The 13924-nt window shown below is 63.1% G+C and carries 12 protein-coding genes and 1 riboswitch; of the genes, 6 read left to right on the plus strand and 6 right to left on the minus strand.

Features of this window, described 5'->3' with window-relative positions:
- Window positions 1-107: 107 nt before the first annotated feature.
- From K408_RS0130565 to K408_RS42960, 3 genes are all read left to right on the plus strand, one after another.
- A complete protein-coding gene (locus K408_RS0130565; protein ID WP_024342179.1) occupies window positions 108-1223 on the plus strand; it encodes a hypothetical protein in 1116 nt (371 codons plus the stop codon).
- A gap of 436 nt (window positions 1224-1659) precedes the next feature.
- On the plus strand, window positions 1660-1833 hold the full coding sequence (locus tag K408_RS42955; protein WP_162250064.1) for an NERD domain-containing protein: 174 nt from the start codon (window positions 1660-1662) through the stop codon (window positions 1831-1833).
- 58 nt (window positions 1834-1891) lie between these two features.
- Window positions 1892-2137 (plus strand): ATP-binding domain-containing protein, encoded by a 246-nt coding sequence (locus K408_RS42960; protein WP_024342180.1) that lies wholly within the window; start codon window positions 1892-1894, stop codon window positions 2135-2137.
- 24 nt (window positions 2138-2161) lie between these two features.
- Here K408_RS42960 and K408_RS0130580 read toward each other — a convergent pair whose 3' ends face one another.
- From K408_RS0130580 to K408_RS0130590, 3 genes are all read right to left on the minus strand, one after another.
- Window positions 2162-3187, minus strand: coding sequence for an alpha/beta hydrolase (locus K408_RS0130580; RefSeq protein ID WP_024342181.1), 1026 nt, complete (start codon window positions 3185-3187; stop codon window positions 2162-2164).
- A gap of 193 nt (window positions 3188-3380) precedes the next feature.
- A complete protein-coding gene (locus K408_RS0130585; RefSeq protein ID WP_024342182.1) occupies window positions 3381-4826 on the minus strand; it encodes a PepSY domain-containing protein in 1446 nt (481 codons plus the stop codon).
- A gap of 2 nt (window positions 4827-4828) precedes the next feature.
- The gene (locus K408_RS0130590; RefSeq protein WP_230646676.1) at window positions 4829-7033 is read right to left on the minus strand and encodes a TonB-dependent receptor; all 2205 of its coding nucleotides are present in this window, start codon (window positions 7031-7033) and stop codon (window positions 4829-4831) included.
- Between the two features lie 179 nt (window positions 7034-7212).
- Window positions 7213-7407: riboswitch (cobalamin riboswitch) on the minus strand.
- Between the two features lie 436 nt (window positions 7408-7843).
- Here K408_RS0130590 and K408_RS0130595 point away from each other — a divergent pair.
- The 3 genes from K408_RS0130595 (at window position 7844) to K408_RS0130605 (ending at window position 11705) form a co-directional block, all read left to right on the plus strand.
- The gene (locus K408_RS0130595) at window positions 7844-9052 is read left to right on the plus strand and encodes an alpha/beta hydrolase family protein (RefSeq protein ID WP_024342184.1); all 1209 of its coding nucleotides are present in this window, start codon (window positions 7844-7846) and stop codon (window positions 9050-9052) included.
- Between the two features lie 232 nt (window positions 9053-9284).
- Window positions 9285-10775, plus strand: coding sequence for an amidohydrolase family protein (locus tag K408_RS0130600; protein ID WP_024342185.1), 1491 nt, complete (start codon window positions 9285-9287; stop codon window positions 10773-10775).
- Between the two features lie 3 nt (window positions 10776-10778).
- The gene (locus tag K408_RS0130605; RefSeq protein WP_024342186.1) at window positions 10779-11705 is read left to right on the plus strand and encodes a CobW family GTP-binding protein; all 927 of its coding nucleotides are present in this window, start codon (window positions 10779-10781) and stop codon (window positions 11703-11705) included.
- Between the two features lie 129 nt (window positions 11706-11834).
- Here the strand turns inward: K408_RS0130605 and K408_RS0130610 are convergent, their stop codons facing one another.
- The 3 genes from K408_RS0130610 to K408_RS0130620 form a co-directional block, all read right to left on the minus strand.
- Window positions 11835-12302: a hypothetical protein gene (locus K408_RS0130610; RefSeq protein ID WP_155248704.1), complete on the minus strand. Its 468-nt coding sequence runs from the start codon at window positions 12300-12302 to the stop codon at window positions 11835-11837.
- Window positions 12303-12317: 15 nt separating this feature from the next.
- Window positions 12318-12818 (minus strand): hypothetical protein, encoded by a 501-nt coding sequence (locus K408_RS0130615; protein WP_024342188.1) that lies wholly within the window; start codon window positions 12816-12818, stop codon window positions 12318-12320.
- 206 nt (window positions 12819-13024) lie between these two features.
- Window positions 13025-13924, minus strand: coding sequence for a polysaccharide deacetylase family protein (locus K408_RS0130620; protein ID WP_024342189.1), 900 nt, complete (start codon window positions 13922-13924; stop codon window positions 13025-13027).

A 13924-nucleotide genomic window follows, 5' to 3' on the forward strand; every position in this document is an offset into this window, starting at 1 on the left:
TTCACAGGCCGAACATATGACCGCACCGTCATCCCTTGTTCAACCAGAGAAAGACCTTGCAGCCCGGGCCGTTCCACATATGAGTCAGAGCCAATATTGCAAGCCGAATGACAGCTGATGTGCTGAACGAAATCATTCCACATGTATTGCAGCGAGAATGGGATGTTGTCGCGCATCTGAGTCTGCAAATTAAAACACATCGCAGCTTGCGACGGCAGAACCAGGCCACTGATGCGTTAATCGCATTGTTACGCGAAACACGGCCGATTGATGAGCAGAAGGCGCTGAGCCTTTTTGCCGCCCGGTCACTTGAGTACCTCGTCGCTTCGGAAGCGCAGGTTAAGGCTCTTGTAGAAATCGTCTTCGCCGAGGCCACAACGAATGGAAGCGACGAGCAGTATATGAGGGCGATGCAATACTGTGCTCAGTGCTCAGCTGAACGCCGTTCGTTTGTACGGAAATTGCTCTTGGAGTTGATAGTGAAGACCTTTCGGAAGGTCGAGCAACCGGCTGCCGAGAACCTTTTTCGCGCGATGTCGGACTACTCGTATGGGCGGAGAGGGCCCTCATCGTTGCTCCCAGAAGACCTCCGCGCTGAGGCGCAGAGTGCGCTAAGAAAGATGGTCGTAGATGGCGCGCCGACGAATAGTTTTTTCGCAACCGTGGCTTGGTCTTGGTACGGTGTAATTTCAGAGGAGCTGATAAGGCGGCACGGAATAGCGACATACTTCAACGTCTCTCTGGAAGGCATGTATTTCGGAGTAGATGGTCTGACGAGCCTCGTGTTGCTTGCTAATGACGGATACTTGCGCCCGGAAGGGTTTAGTGAGGAGCAGGCAGTAAACGCGTTAGCAGCTGTCGGGCGCTATGGATTTACGAACGGCTCCCTCGCCAAGGTCGATTTCAACCCCTTATTCGCGGGAGAATCAGCGCCACTGCCAGTATGGAAGCGCTTACTCACCCAGCTGCGCAAAGCGCCAGAGGCTTGTGCAGGGGCGTTTTTTGCGTTCTTGCTTGTCAGGTCGCTAATTTCGAAAAAGCAGTCCGACAATGATCAATCGGGTGAGGGAGACCAGTTGGCTCTCCTAGATGAAGTGAAGCATCTCGTGCTACACATGCGGGCTATAAAGAAGCTGGAGTACTATCCTCGCATGGTGGAATTGGCTGCGGGATCGTTATTCGGAGAGCATAAGCGTGACCAAAATGGTGATCATGCAATTTGAGTAGGCTTGGGGCAAGGATGCAAGTACGGCAGGCGAGATAGAGCGCCGATCCATGGCGAAAAGTACCGTCTGGCGACACCTTGGCCCAATTTGATCTGGTTTCTAGCAAGGTCATCCCACATCCCGCGCCAGTGGGTGCCCGAATCAACCCGGTCCACTGCCCCATTTCCCCGTGGCGCGCGCGTGTCCATTGCTGCGGGAGAGGCACTGCGTTGCAGGTGGTAGTAGATGGTGGTAGCAATGCACACGCAGCCAAGCTGATTTGCGCTTGTTTTTCAGTGATTTTCTGAATTGCCCTTCGTCTCCCCTAGGGAGCGCCATTCAATCCTAAGCCATTGAAAAGCTGCACCCTCTGGGCAACCATGTGGGCCTGGAGAGGCCGCCCTGCTACACACGTAGCTCATTCGGCGGTCCACTGCGCGCTTGCGGTCGTCACATGGCAATCCTCATCCCAAGTCTGGGCTTCGCGCGCTTCGACAGCCGCGGAGAGTTACGACTCGCGGAGCGGCTCAAGGATTTTCTCGAAGAGGTTGTCGTCTGGCACAACCTTCCTGTTGGTCCGCTCGACCGGCATCCCGACTTCATCATGCTCCGCGTGTCTCTACCCTGAGCACTGGATCGGCGGGCGGGTCGCGCAGATCCTCGCCAGGCATGACGTGCCGATCGATATGGCCAAGGACAATCGCAACAGGGTTTCGATTAGGCGGGTGGCGGTGCGATTCTTGAGCATGCACAATCCGAAAGGGCTGGAGTTTCCCTGCGTCGCCATCGCCGGCTTGGGCTTGCTCGGCCGCCACGGCAAGACGATCGAGGAATGTGTCCGGCTGACGTATGCTGGAGTGACACGGGCAACTCACGAGGCGCTCCTGACCTACTCGAGTGAGTCCGCCTTGGTGCAACGCTTGATCGCCTAGACGGACGCCGCGCCGGGCGCTCTCTCACGCCATCGTGCCGTCGATCGAGCGGCGGATCACCTTCTGTACCTCCGAGTTAGACAGGAACAGATCGTGGTTGATGATGCCCCAGCCTTCCTGGGAGGCATCGACCACGCGCACGCCGAGCCGCGCGATCACGGCTTTCTCGGCCGCGCCGACCCGCGTCATTCCGCCTGCGAGCTGCCCCGACAATGCCAGGGCGCGATCGTTCGTCGAGGCGATCACGGTGATCTTGCCGGCCAGCGGCCCAATGCGCTGAACCGCAGACGAGAACACGTCCATGTCGATGTCCGGCGCGGCAAACACAACGGCGCCGATCTTGCTCGTGACCGTATCGCCGTATCGCCCATAAAGCTGACGCAGGCTCTCCAGCGTCAGCATGGTTCCCATGCTGTGAGCAACGATGTGCACGCGGCCGCCGCCTGGCGACGACACGAGCGACGAGAGCACGCGTTCGAAAGCATCGCGGGACCACATCGCGCTGTCGCGGTCATAAGCGTAGTCGAACAATCCTGCCCTTGAAGGCCAGGAAAACGCCATGGTCCGACCGCGGAACCTGATCCCGTCGGAGAGCTGGGCGGCATCCAGCACCGCAGTCTCGAATGTCTGCTTGAAGCCGTGCACATAGATCAGCACGTCCCCTCCGCCCGCCTGCGCGGCGAGATCGCCCACGTCCGCCGGCACCGGTTCGACCCGATCGAGACGCCAGGTGCCAAGTCCGACCGAGGCGAGAGAAAGGCGGCTCTCGTCCGGCGCCGACAGCTTCACCTGCGCGACAGTCATGCTGGTCGCGCGCTCCGGACCGAACCAGGGTTTCGTGCGACCGCCGTTGACGGGCTTGCGCGTGGTCGTGACGAGCAATGTGGGCTCAACGGAGAGCGATGAGGCGTCGAAGCGCGCACCGGTCGCCCCCAAGCCGGCACATCCGCCGAGCGCGAGGGCACTTCCGGCCGACAGAAATCCGCCGAGGAACGCGCGGCGCGAAACAGGATGATTGGAGTCGCGTTGCAGAAAATGTCGGACGATCAAACGGAACCCTCGGGAACTTTGCCCACCATAACGCCGCCCCGCCTAGCTCCCTGAATGACAATGGGGGCGAGAAGACGGCGGAGTTGCTTTGCGGTCGGTTTGCATGATCACGGCGCCGGCGTTCGCCTCCTGAACTGCGGCGAACGGTTAATCGGCCCGCGTCGCTCTCATACTCGTTCGAAGTGGGTTTGCTTCAACGGCGCAGATAGCGCCAGCCGACGACGACGCCGCTCACCGAGACGATGACGCCAAGGATCGACAGCAGCCACACCACGATGTCCCAGGCCGGGCGATGCATCAGCAGCAGGCAGAAATCGAAACTGTGCAGCGCGTTGAACAGCCATCGATAGGTGCGTCGGCTGCCGTCTACGTGGCCAAGGATGTCGCCGGTGACAGGGCTGATGTGAAACCATGTCTTCGCGTCATCATCGAACACAGCGCGCAGCACCGGCAACTCGCGGTCGTGATGATGCGCATACCAGTAGGAGTCGTATTCTTCGAGGACCATCCGTTCCGCCACGCGGGCTTGCGGCAGCAGCTTCTCTGCGGCAGTCCAAAGGCGATGTTGCGGGATTGCCGTAGTCCGGCCCGACGTCACATCCAGCGGCCTCTGCGTGCCATCACGCGATGCGACGACAATCATCGGGCTGCCATCAAGCCAGATAAAGCGCGCTTCGACCGCGCCGGATTGCGGCGCTGGCAGCTTCGTCGCAATCGTAGGCGCCTCATGGCCGGCGTAGCGCTGCAGCACCTCGCGCGTCGTGCTGCGGCTTGCGAAGTATTCGCCGGGATTGAGCGAAAGCCAACCGGAGAACGTCCACGTCAGCACGAAGATGCCCGCGATCAGGCCGGTGACGTGGTGCCACGCCATCCAGCCACGATACGGCGTGATCCTGCCGCTCGCATAGCGCCGCTTCAGCCGCACGCGAAGGATGCCGATCCAGATGCCGCTGGCGCCGACGATCAGGCAGATACCGGAGATCCAAAGCACGACGAGCCGCCACAACGGCCCGTCCTTGCGCAGCACGGTCGGGTAGATCCAGTGCGGGATCGAGCCGAGCCAGTTCCAGACGCGTTCGGTTTGATTGGTGTCGAGCGCGATCTCGCCGGAGCGCGAGGAGACATAGAGCCTGGTGCCGGCATTATCGCCGAGCCCGATGAGGTAAAGCGGTCGCAGCGGATCGTACCGGGCCGTTACGCTCCATTGATCGCGATCGATGATGGCTTCGAGTTGCGGTGATCTGCTCGCGGGATGATGTTGCGCGACCGCGAGCGCCTGCTGTTCGGAAACGCCCGCGATGACGCGGCCGTCGGCTGCGGAGATCGTCTGCCGCCTGCCATCCCAGCCGGTGATCCGATACACCGGCTCGTCGGCCAGCATGGAAAGGCGGAGATCGCGCGGATAGCGGGTGGCGCCTGCCGTCTTCATCACGTCGTCCGGCGACAGCGCCAGCTTCTCCCATTGAATGTCGGGAAGCGCTGCCAGCCTTTCCTTGTCGGAAAGGCCGGGAAAGGCGACATACATCATCACCACGCCGGAAATGAACCACATGGCGAAAAACAGGCAGGTGGTGATGCCGATCCACCGGTGGACGATATACAGCCACCGCCGGAGCGTGCGTTTCAGGGGCCGTGCCACGCTCAAAACTTCACGTTGACACCCAGTTGCGCCGTGCGGGGCATGCTGAGCAGCCACTGGGTCGTGCCGCCCGAGGTCGTGTACACCTCGTCGAAGAGATTGTAGATGCGGAACGACACGGTGGTGTGGAGATCGGGCTTCCACTGCACACCGGCATTGACGATGTTGTAGGCCGGGCGCGTCACCGTGTTGGCATTGTCCGCATAGGTCTTTCCGACGATCTGCACGCCCGCGTTGGCCGACCAGTTGGGTGCAAAGGCCCACGTCGCCCAGATATTGGATACGTTCTGCGGTATGTTGACCGGCACGTTGCCGGCATAGTTCACGGCTACGCCGCCAACCGACTGCACGAAGTCGTCATACTTCGCGCGCAGGAAAGCGGTGTTGGCATCGATTCGCCAGCCGTAGTCGAGCAGGAAACCGACCGATGCTTCGACGCCGCGCGATGATTGCCGACCGACCTGAACGGTCAGGGAAGGAATGTTCGGATCGCGCGCCAGCAGGTTGTTCTTGACGATCTCGTAGCCGGCCAGGGTCCATTCGCCGCGGCCTCCCCAGAACGATTGCTTGACGCCGATCTCGATCTGTCTGCCGGTGGCCAGATCGAAATTCTTGTTGGCCGAGGACAGCGAGATGATCCCTCCGACCGGATCGACGGCCGTGGCATACTGCCCATAGAAAGCGAGGTCCTTCACCGGAGTGTAGACCGCACCGGCGCGCCATGTCGTCGAGGAGAACGACTTCTCGAAGCTGTTTGCGGGCACGACATAGTCGGTGCGCGTGATGGTCGGTTGATCCTGGCGGACGCCGGCAATCAAGGAGAACTGCTCGGTCACCGACAGCCTGTTTTCGGCAAACAGCGCATATTGGTTCGTCACGCTGCCGTAACCGGGAATCGTGGCGTTCGGACTGCTGAACGAGCCTGGGCTAAAGACGTAGGGGTTGACGGACGAAGCGCCGCCATAAGGAGAGTTGTTGGTGTGCGTGAAATTGATGCTGTTGACGTCGAAGCCCGCCAGGAATTCGTTGGCCATGCCAAGCACATGCCCGCGGAATTTCGTATCCATGCGATTGCCGACCTGCTGCTGATCGTGAAAGATCTCGATATAGCTGGCTCGGTCGATCAGGCCGGTGGCAGGGTTGTAGGCGTAGCTTTCGACGTCCTTCCAGTGCCGCTTGGAGTTCAAGTAGTAGAGAGTGTTCTGGATCGAGATGCCGTCGGCGGCTTGCCAGTCGGTCTTCACCTGGTTCCAGCTATCCTGGTAGCGGATGTGGCTGTCGCTGACGTTGTAGTTCTTGAAGCGAAGCGCTTCTTCGAGCTTGCCGTTGATCAACGGCGTGCCGAAGTACCGCGATGGATGGCGATCACCGTAGTCCGTGGACAGCGTCCAGGTGACGTCTTCGTTCTGCCGGACCTGGACCGCGGCATGAAGTGCAACGTTTGATGTGTTGTCGCGATCGACCCAGCCGTCCGACATGTTGCCGATGGCGGTGATCCGATAGGCGACGTTCTTGCTCACGGGACCGCCGCTGTCCACGGCAATCCGCCGCGTCATGTTGCTGTCCAGCGAGACCTCCGCCTCGTTGCGAGGGACCCACAAGGGCAGTTTCGAAACGATGTTGATGGCGCCGCCGACCGCACCTGCGCCGTACATCACCGACGCAGGGCCGCGTAGCACCTCGATGCGCTCGGTCGACCATGTGTCGAACGGAAAGGTCACCGTTCCCGCGCCGATATAGAGCTGTGTGCCGTCATAGAGCGTCATGACGGAGCCAAGGCCCGTGAAGCCGCGGGTGTTGAAGGAGACGCCGCCATTGCCCGGTGCCGGGCTCGCAGTGAAGCCGGTGGCGTTCTGCGTCACCGCGTCGAGAACGTTCTGCTGGCCGCGTTCGGAAAGCGTCTCGGCCGAAATCACCTCCACGCTGGCCGGCGTCTGCAATCGCGTCAGGCCCAGCCGGCTGCCGGCCGTGCTCGCGCCGGTGAGATTGAGCGTCGGTGCGGCGAATGCCGATCCCGCCGGGCTGGCTGTCGGAGCACGCGTTTCGGCGGCAGCCAGGTTTCGCTGTTGTCGTGAGCGCGCGAGACGCGCAGCCTCGCTGCGTCGGGTACTCCTGACATTCGGTGGCTTCGCCGATGGTGCCACCACGACCGGATCGAGCGTCTGGGCCGGGCCTGCGGATTGTGCCCAGCCATCGGTCGAAACCATGAGGCAGGAGAAAGCCGCTAAACAGAGCAACGCCCGCCGATGTCGTGGCGCAAATATTGTGCGGGAGGTCATCAATGGACTCGCGATAACGTGGCACGTCACCGCGAACGCAGCTTGGCCGCTGCCTCAAGAGCAAGGCAGCTCAACACTCACCAGGACACCCCGCCCAATGTGCTCGCGTGTGACCACGACTGACGGCAGGTCTCCTGGCTCGCGGGTCGCTACCTTGCGCCGCCTTCCCAAGCTCGCGAGCTCAGTGGCGTTTGGCGAAGGCTCGCCGCTTACAGTTGCGGGGGCAGCCACGGCGTTGGGGAAATCCCGCACCGTATTCCCTATTGATCTCCCGAAGGAGAACCGTCGCAGTCACCCTAGTTTTATTTTCAAAGGGCTGTCAACTGGCTGTTCCCGACACGGTTCAGCGCGTCGCACCTTCATCGGCGACGCACGGATCGTCCACCGGGCGGTGTCGGGCGAAACACGAATCCGCTCTCAACTCTCCCCCCGAACATTATTCCATTCTACCTAATTCGGATCCAGCGTATTCGGCCAAGGGGGCGGTCGTACGTCGTCACGAGCGCTGGCTTGGTCGCGGTGGACGCGGCGGCATTGACGGCGGTTTGTTGCGTGCAAGGCGAGAGCGCGCTCGGATCGCGAGGGCGGACGGCGCCCATATCCGGCGAAGCCTCTTGGCGAAGCCGATAGCCTGCGTACGGCGAAACCGGCGGATTCCCAACGGCACAAGGCGTTGCGAAACACAATCTCAACGCAAATTGTCTAGGACCGGCCCATCCTCTCTCAATGGGTCCCTGCATGGCATTGCTCCCGCGCTTCTTCCTTCTCGTTCTGCTTCACGTCATCACCATTTGGCCGGCGGCGGCACAGGATGGTGAGCCCGTCAGATTGTCTGCTGCGATACAGTATCAGTTCATTGCGCGCTGGGATGTCGATCGGCTGAACAGGATTTTGCAAGCCGATACGCCCGCCTTCGCCGGTATCACCGTAACCTACAGTCCGGCGCGCAATCCCGTCCGGCTCTATCGCGTGACCTATTCGTCGGTGGTGCCCGAGCGCGGCAACAAGCCGACGGTCGCATCCGGACTGATTGCGATCCCGGAAGGACAGGCCACGTCGTTTCCGCTGTTGTCCTACGAGCACGGCACGGTCTACGGCAAGCAGCAGGTGCCTTCATTTCCCGACCAGTCACCCGAAACCCAGCTGATGATCGCGCAGTTCGCGGGGCAGGGATATGTCGTGATCGGAGCCGACTATTTCGGGATGGGCACGTCGGCAGAGACGGAAGGCTACATGGTGAAGGGAAGCCACCAGCAGGCGACCTACGACATGCTCGTGGCCAGCCGCGCCGTGTTGGATCATCTCAAACTCGCCACGACCAAGCTGTTTCTCGCCGGCTGGTCGCAGGGCGGATTCGTCACCATGGCGATGCTGGAGAAGCTCGAGCAAGCCGGCATCAAGGTTGACGCCGCGGCGACCGCCAGCGCGCCGGTCGACGTATTCGTGGCGCTGAACGGCTTTCTCAATTTTCCCCGCAAGAACGATGCGAGCTGGGTCAACTCGCTGTTCATCCTGTCGGCGTTCTCGTTCGAAAACTATTATGGCGTGCCCGGGCTGGCCCGCTCGCTGATCGCGGATGCCTATTACGACGTGGCACGCAAGGCTTATTTGCGTGAACCCTACGACGCCGCCGCCGTGCCGACGGACCTGCACAAGCTGCTCCGTCCCGACTATTTCGATCCGCAGTTCTTCGCAGCTTCGGCCTACGGCCGGCTCGTCGCGCAGACACAGGCCTATCGCTGGATCATCAAGAGCCCAGTGCGCAATTATTACGGCGAGACCGACGAGGCCATCAGTGTCGGCCTCGGCCGGCTCGCCATGACCTATCAGCAGGCGATCGGCAACGGCAATCCCGCGGTCGAAGCCGTCTCCACCGGTCCGACCACCCATCGCGGCACTTTTGCGACGGCTGTGCCGAAGTGGAAGGCATGGTTCGACGGGCTTTGATGCGGCCGTCATGGCCGGGCTCGCCCCGGGCATCCACGTTCTTCGCACTCAGCGGATGGCGGGGACGAGCCCGGCCGTGGCGCTGTGTATCCATTGCTCATATCCGAAGGGCATGCATCGCTCTGCATGCCGCCTTGGCGTCGCCGGAGGTGGTCGTTGCAGTGAAAATCTGTCTTGATGGGGGCCGGGATGAGGCCGGCAGATGCGACGGCCTTCGTGGTGGAGTGACGACATGAGCGGGTTGGTGATCTCTGGCGGCCGGGTGGTGGATCCCGCGAGCGGGATGGATGCCATCGGCGATGTAGCGGTGGTGGACGGCAGGATCGCCGCCGTCGGCACTGGCCTCGGCGGCGCCGAGCGGGTGATCGATGCGACCGGGCTCGTGGTCGCGCCGGGCTTCATCGACCTGCACGCGCATGGCCAGTCGATTCCGGCCGACCGCATGCAGGCGTTCGACGGCATTACGACCACCCTCGACCTCGAAGCCGGCGTGCTGCCCGTCGGGTCCTGGTATGAGAGCCAGGCCAGGAAGGGGCGCGTGCTGAACTACGGCGCTGCCACCAATTGGGCCTTTGCCCGCATCGGCGCGATGACCGGCTCAAACGCGGAGAGTTCGCTGGAGGCGTTCGGCAATGCCATGCGGGATCGCCGCTGGATCGACAATGTTGCAACGGATGCGGAGGTCTCAGGCATCCTGGAGCGTCTCGCACGCGGCCTGAACGAAGGCGGCATCGGCATCGGCATTCTGAACGCTTACGCGCCGGGAGCCGGCGTGCAGGAGCTGACCGCGGTGTGCCAGCTCGCAGCCGCGCAGAACGTGCCGACCTTCACGCACGTGGCCTTCATGTCGCGCATCGATCCCGAAAGCGCGGTGGAAGCCTATATCCGCCTGATCGGCTATGCCGGCGCTACCGGCGCCCACATGCACATCTGCCATTTCAATTCGTCGAGCAAGACCGACGTCGAACGCTGCCGCGTGCTGATCGCGAAAGCACAGGCGCAGGGGCTGCCGATCACCGTCGAGGCCTACCCCTACGGCACCGGCTCGACCGTGCTGGCGGCCGCCTTCTTCAGCGATCCCGAGTTCGTCGAGCGCAACGGCACCGGCTATGATTCCGTGCAGCGCGTCACCGATGGCTATCGCTTCCACGATCGCGAGGAGCTGCTCAAGGCGCAGGCCGAGGAGCCGTCCTCGCTGGTGCTCTGGCACATCCTCGACACCGAGAACAATGCGCATCACCGCGACCTGCTCGACATGTCGGTGCTGTATCCCGGCGGAGCGATTGCCTCCGACGCGATGCCCTGGACGCTCTCCGATGGCACCACCTACACCGGCGATGCCTGGCCGCTGCCCGACGACGCCACCTCGCATCCGCGCTCGGCCGGCTGCTTCACGAAGTTCATCCGCGAATGGGTGCGCGAGCGCAAGACCCTGTCGCTGCTGGAAGGCGTGCGCAAATGCGCGCTGATCCCGGCGGAAATCCTGTCGCAGAGCACGCCGGCGATGCGCGCCAAGGGCCGGCTCGCGAAAAACGCGGATGCCGACATCGTCGTGTTCGACTACGAGAAGCTCTCGGACCGCGCGACCTTCACCGCGATGAACCGTCCCTCGGAGGGCGTGCGGCATCTGGTCGTCAGCGGCCAGCCGCTGATCAGCGACGGCGTGCTGGATGTGAACGCGCGGCCTGGAAAACCGGTGCGCCGTCCCGTCATCGGGAGCTGACCCATGCCGGTCCCCATTCTCCTGGTGACGGGCTTTCTGGGGGCGGGCAAGACCACGGTCGTGAACCATCTGCTGGCGCATGCCGAGGGGCGGCGGATCGCCGCCGTGGTCAATGATTTCGGCGCGATCAACATCGATGCGGAACTGCTCGCGGGCGCCAGCGACGGCGTCGTCAGCCTCGCCAATGGCTGCATCTGCTGCTCGCTGGAGGGCGATCTGCTCCGCACGCTCTCGGCGCTGCTGCGGCGCGATCCCAAGCCCGAGTACATCGTCATCGAAACCAGCGGCGTCGCCGATCCCGCCGACATCGTGCGCAATCTGATGGACCCGGTGATTCTGCGCGAGGCGCCGCTGGAGACGGTGGTCTGCGTGCTGGATGCCACGGCGCCGCCCGCGGCCTTCGAGGACGCGCTCCAGCGGTCGCAGTTGCGCGTCGCCGATATCGTGGCGCTCAGCAAGCTGGATCTGGCGGACGAGGGGGCAGGCGTGCGAATTCGCGACGCTCTTCGCGCACTACGCCTGCCTGCCCTGGTGGTGGATGCTAACCGCGGCGAGATACCCGCGGCACTGTTATTCCCCGCGAACCTCGATCGCGCGCCGGCACGTGATCCGGGTCCGCGCCGGCCGACCGAGGAGCGCTTCGAAACGCTGAGCTGGACTTCGGACAAGCCGGTGTCGCTGCCCCGTTTGCAGCAGGCCATCAACCGGCTGGCACCGAAGCTCGCGCGCGCCAAAGGCCTGATCGAGAGCATCGAGCAGCCCGGACGTCCGATGGTGCTTCAGTTCGCCGCCGGCCGCGCCACGCTCGCACCGGGCGTTGCATCGGCACCCGGCGTGCCGCGGACGCGGATCGTCTTCATCGCGGAGCTTGGGGTGCTCTCCAAGGCGGAGCTCGATGAAATCATGGAAGCCTGCGCTGCAGCCGTGTGAGGTCCACGTTTCGTCTCCATCCGAGGCGTGACCGGCCGATCAGCTCTTTTGGCGGGCATCGAGCGCAGTCGCGCCGGATCGCCGCGCACATGTTCACTCTCGTGCTCGGCGGCACAAGAAAGTTGGGCGTCAGCACAACGCAAGCGCGTTGACCGCCCGTGTCGCCGCATCCTCCTTGTCCGAGCCGACGAATTGGCAAATCATGGATTCGAGCTCGCCCGGTTGCTTGCGGCGTGCGACGGCCAGCAGGCGCATCAGCTCCGCCTCGTCCTTGGAGAGGCGCCGGCAGGACGGCGGCATGAAGCACAGCTCGCATGGCCGGCCGCCGCGGAGGATCCTGACAAGGGCCGCCCGCGCAACCAGCAGCGGACTGTCGGCAATGCCGGGCGCCTCGTCGGCAAAGCGATAAGCAGCTTCCCAGCAATCCGAGGCGCCGGTCGCATAGGCCGCTCCGATGAAGCGGAACAGCGACAGTGCGACGCGGCAGAACTCGTCGTAGCTTTCGACGCATGGCGGCGCCGCAAGCGCGGCCCGGAGCGGACAAAGCTGCGACTGGCCGGCGTCCGCGACCGCCACGCAATCGCGTGCATCCTGCATGATGAAACGTCCTCGTCAGTGCAGCGTGGGGGTTCCGACCAGCCAGCTCTTCATCGCCATGATCCGGTCATGGCCGACAGACCGCACATGCCGGTCGGGAAGGATGAGACCGGCCCTACGGAAGATCGTTGCAAGCCCCTCGACCGGCGCGAGCGCCCAATCGGCGCCGACCGGCGGCAGCCAGCGCTCGAATTGTTCGCGGGCGATGTCGACGCGATCCTGCTGTGCTGCGGCGATGGCGCGCAGAATTCCGCGCTCGCTGTCCGACATGCGCGGGCAGGTCGGGCAGTGCACTTCGATGGCCGTGTGGGCCGTACAGGCGAAGATCTCGATGATGGAGTCCAGCGAGGGCACGGCGTCGCCTACGCGGAAGTGATCATACACCTCCTTGATATCAGCGGCGGTCGGAACGGCGCCTCCGCTGCGGGCCTTCGCCCTGAAGCCCCAAATGAAGAGCCGCTCCGCTGCGCTCAGCGCCGGAAGATCGACGGGTCTGGTATGTGTCGAATGATGCATGAGCCTCTGGCCTTTGGCTGCTCTCGCACCATGGCTGGCGCGGATGATCCGCGCCGATCGTTCTGCCAGAGACCTCTTCAAGTCAACGCTCGGAGGGGCGTTGTCGAGATGTTCTAGATTGGAAGAGTTCGTATCTCGCCAGGTGCGTGCAGGCAGCTCTCCCGCGGAATTGCGGGGCAAACATCTCCCGTGTCGTGCGGGCGGCCCTAGCGCGTGACTTTACGAAAATGCGCCGCAATGTCGGCGCGTGTTGCGACCCAGACCCGGCCCTCCAGCCGCGCCAGCTCGGCCAGAATGGTCTTCACCGCTCGGAAACGCGCGGGCCGGCCGCAAATGCGCAGATGAAATCCGACCGACAGCATCGCGGAGCGGCCGCGCTCTGCCTCCTCGACCAGCGTCGTGAGTGCGGCGCTGACGTAGTTCGAAAAGTCCTCCGGCTGCACAAAGCCGTTCGGATGGAAGAACTTCATGTCGTTTGTATCGAAGCCATAGGGCAGGACCAGCATCGCTCCCTGGGACGACGGGCTCCAATAGGGCAGATCGTCATCGAGTGCGTTGGAATCGTAGGCGAAGCCGAGCCCGATCAGGATATCGCGCGTCCACGCGCTCTGGCTCCCGCGTGACATGAAGCCGACGGGGGTGAGACCCGTCGCGCCGGCGATGGCGTCGCGCGTCCTTTCGATGTCACGACGTTCCGTCTCGGGACGGCCATAGAGTGCATGCGGCAGCCAGCGCCAACCATGCACCGCCGGTTCGTGGCCGGCTTCGACCACGGCACGCGCAAGGTCCGGCACGCGCTCGACGGCGCGGCCGCACATCATGAAGGTGGAACGGATTTTGGCCTCGTTAAAGGCGTCCAGGAATCGCCACAGGCCCGCGCGCATGCCATAGTCGAACACCTGCTCCTGCACGAAATCCCGTACGCCCGGCGGCGCTGTCGAGGCGACCTCGCCATAGTGTTCCGTCTCCGCATCGCCTTGCTCGATCGCGAGCTCGGCGCCCTCCTCGAAATTCACCACCAATGACACCGCGACGCGGGCGCCGTTGGGCCAAACGATATCGGGCCGGGTCCTTCCATATCCGCGAAGATCGCGTTCGATCGGCAT

Origin of the sequence: Bradyrhizobium sp. in8p8, from assembly GCF_000426845.1 — a bacterium.
GTDB lineage: Bacteria > Pseudomonadota > Alphaproteobacteria > Rhizobiales > Xanthobacteraceae > Bradyrhizobium > Bradyrhizobium japonicum_C.

Excerpts from the sequence above, each read along its gene's own strand:
- K408_RS0130605 (WP_024342186.1), top strand. The coding sequence starts at position 10,779 with ATGCCGGTCCCCATTCTCCTGGTGACGGGCTTTCTGGGGGCGGGCAAG.
- K408_RS0130615 (WP_024342188.1), bottom strand. The coding sequence starts at position 12,818 with ATGCATCATTCGACACATACCAGACCCGTCGATCTTCCGGCGCTGAGC.
- K408_RS0130590 (WP_230646676.1), bottom strand. The coding sequence starts at position 7,033 with ATGGTTTCGACCGATGGCTGGGCACAATCCGCAGGCCCGGCCCAGACG.
- K408_RS0130620 (WP_024342189.1), bottom strand. The coding sequence starts at position 13,924 with ATGCCGATCGAACGCGATCTTCGCGGATATGGAAGGACCCGGCCCGAT.
- K408_RS0130595 (WP_024342184.1), top strand. The coding sequence starts at position 7,844 with ATGGCATTGCTCCCGCGCTTCTTCCTTCTCGTTCTGCTTCACGTCATC.
- K408_RS42955 (WP_162250064.1), top strand. The coding sequence starts at position 1,660 with ATGGCAATCCTCATCCCAAGTCTGGGCTTCGCGCGCTTCGACAGCCGC.
- K408_RS0130565 (WP_024342179.1), top strand. The coding sequence starts at position 108 with ATGACAGCTGATGTGCTGAACGAAATCATTCCACATGTATTGCAGCGA.
- K408_RS0130610 (WP_155248704.1), bottom strand. The coding sequence starts at position 12,302 with ATGCAGGATGCACGCGATTGCGTGGCGGTCGCGGACGCCGGCCAGTCG.
- K408_RS0130600 (WP_024342185.1), top strand. The coding sequence starts at position 9,285 with ATGAGCGGGTTGGTGATCTCTGGCGGCCGGGTGGTGGATCCCGCGAGC.
- K408_RS42960 (WP_024342180.1), top strand. The coding sequence starts at position 1,892 with ATGGCCAAGGACAATCGCAACAGGGTTTCGATTAGGCGGGTGGCGGTG.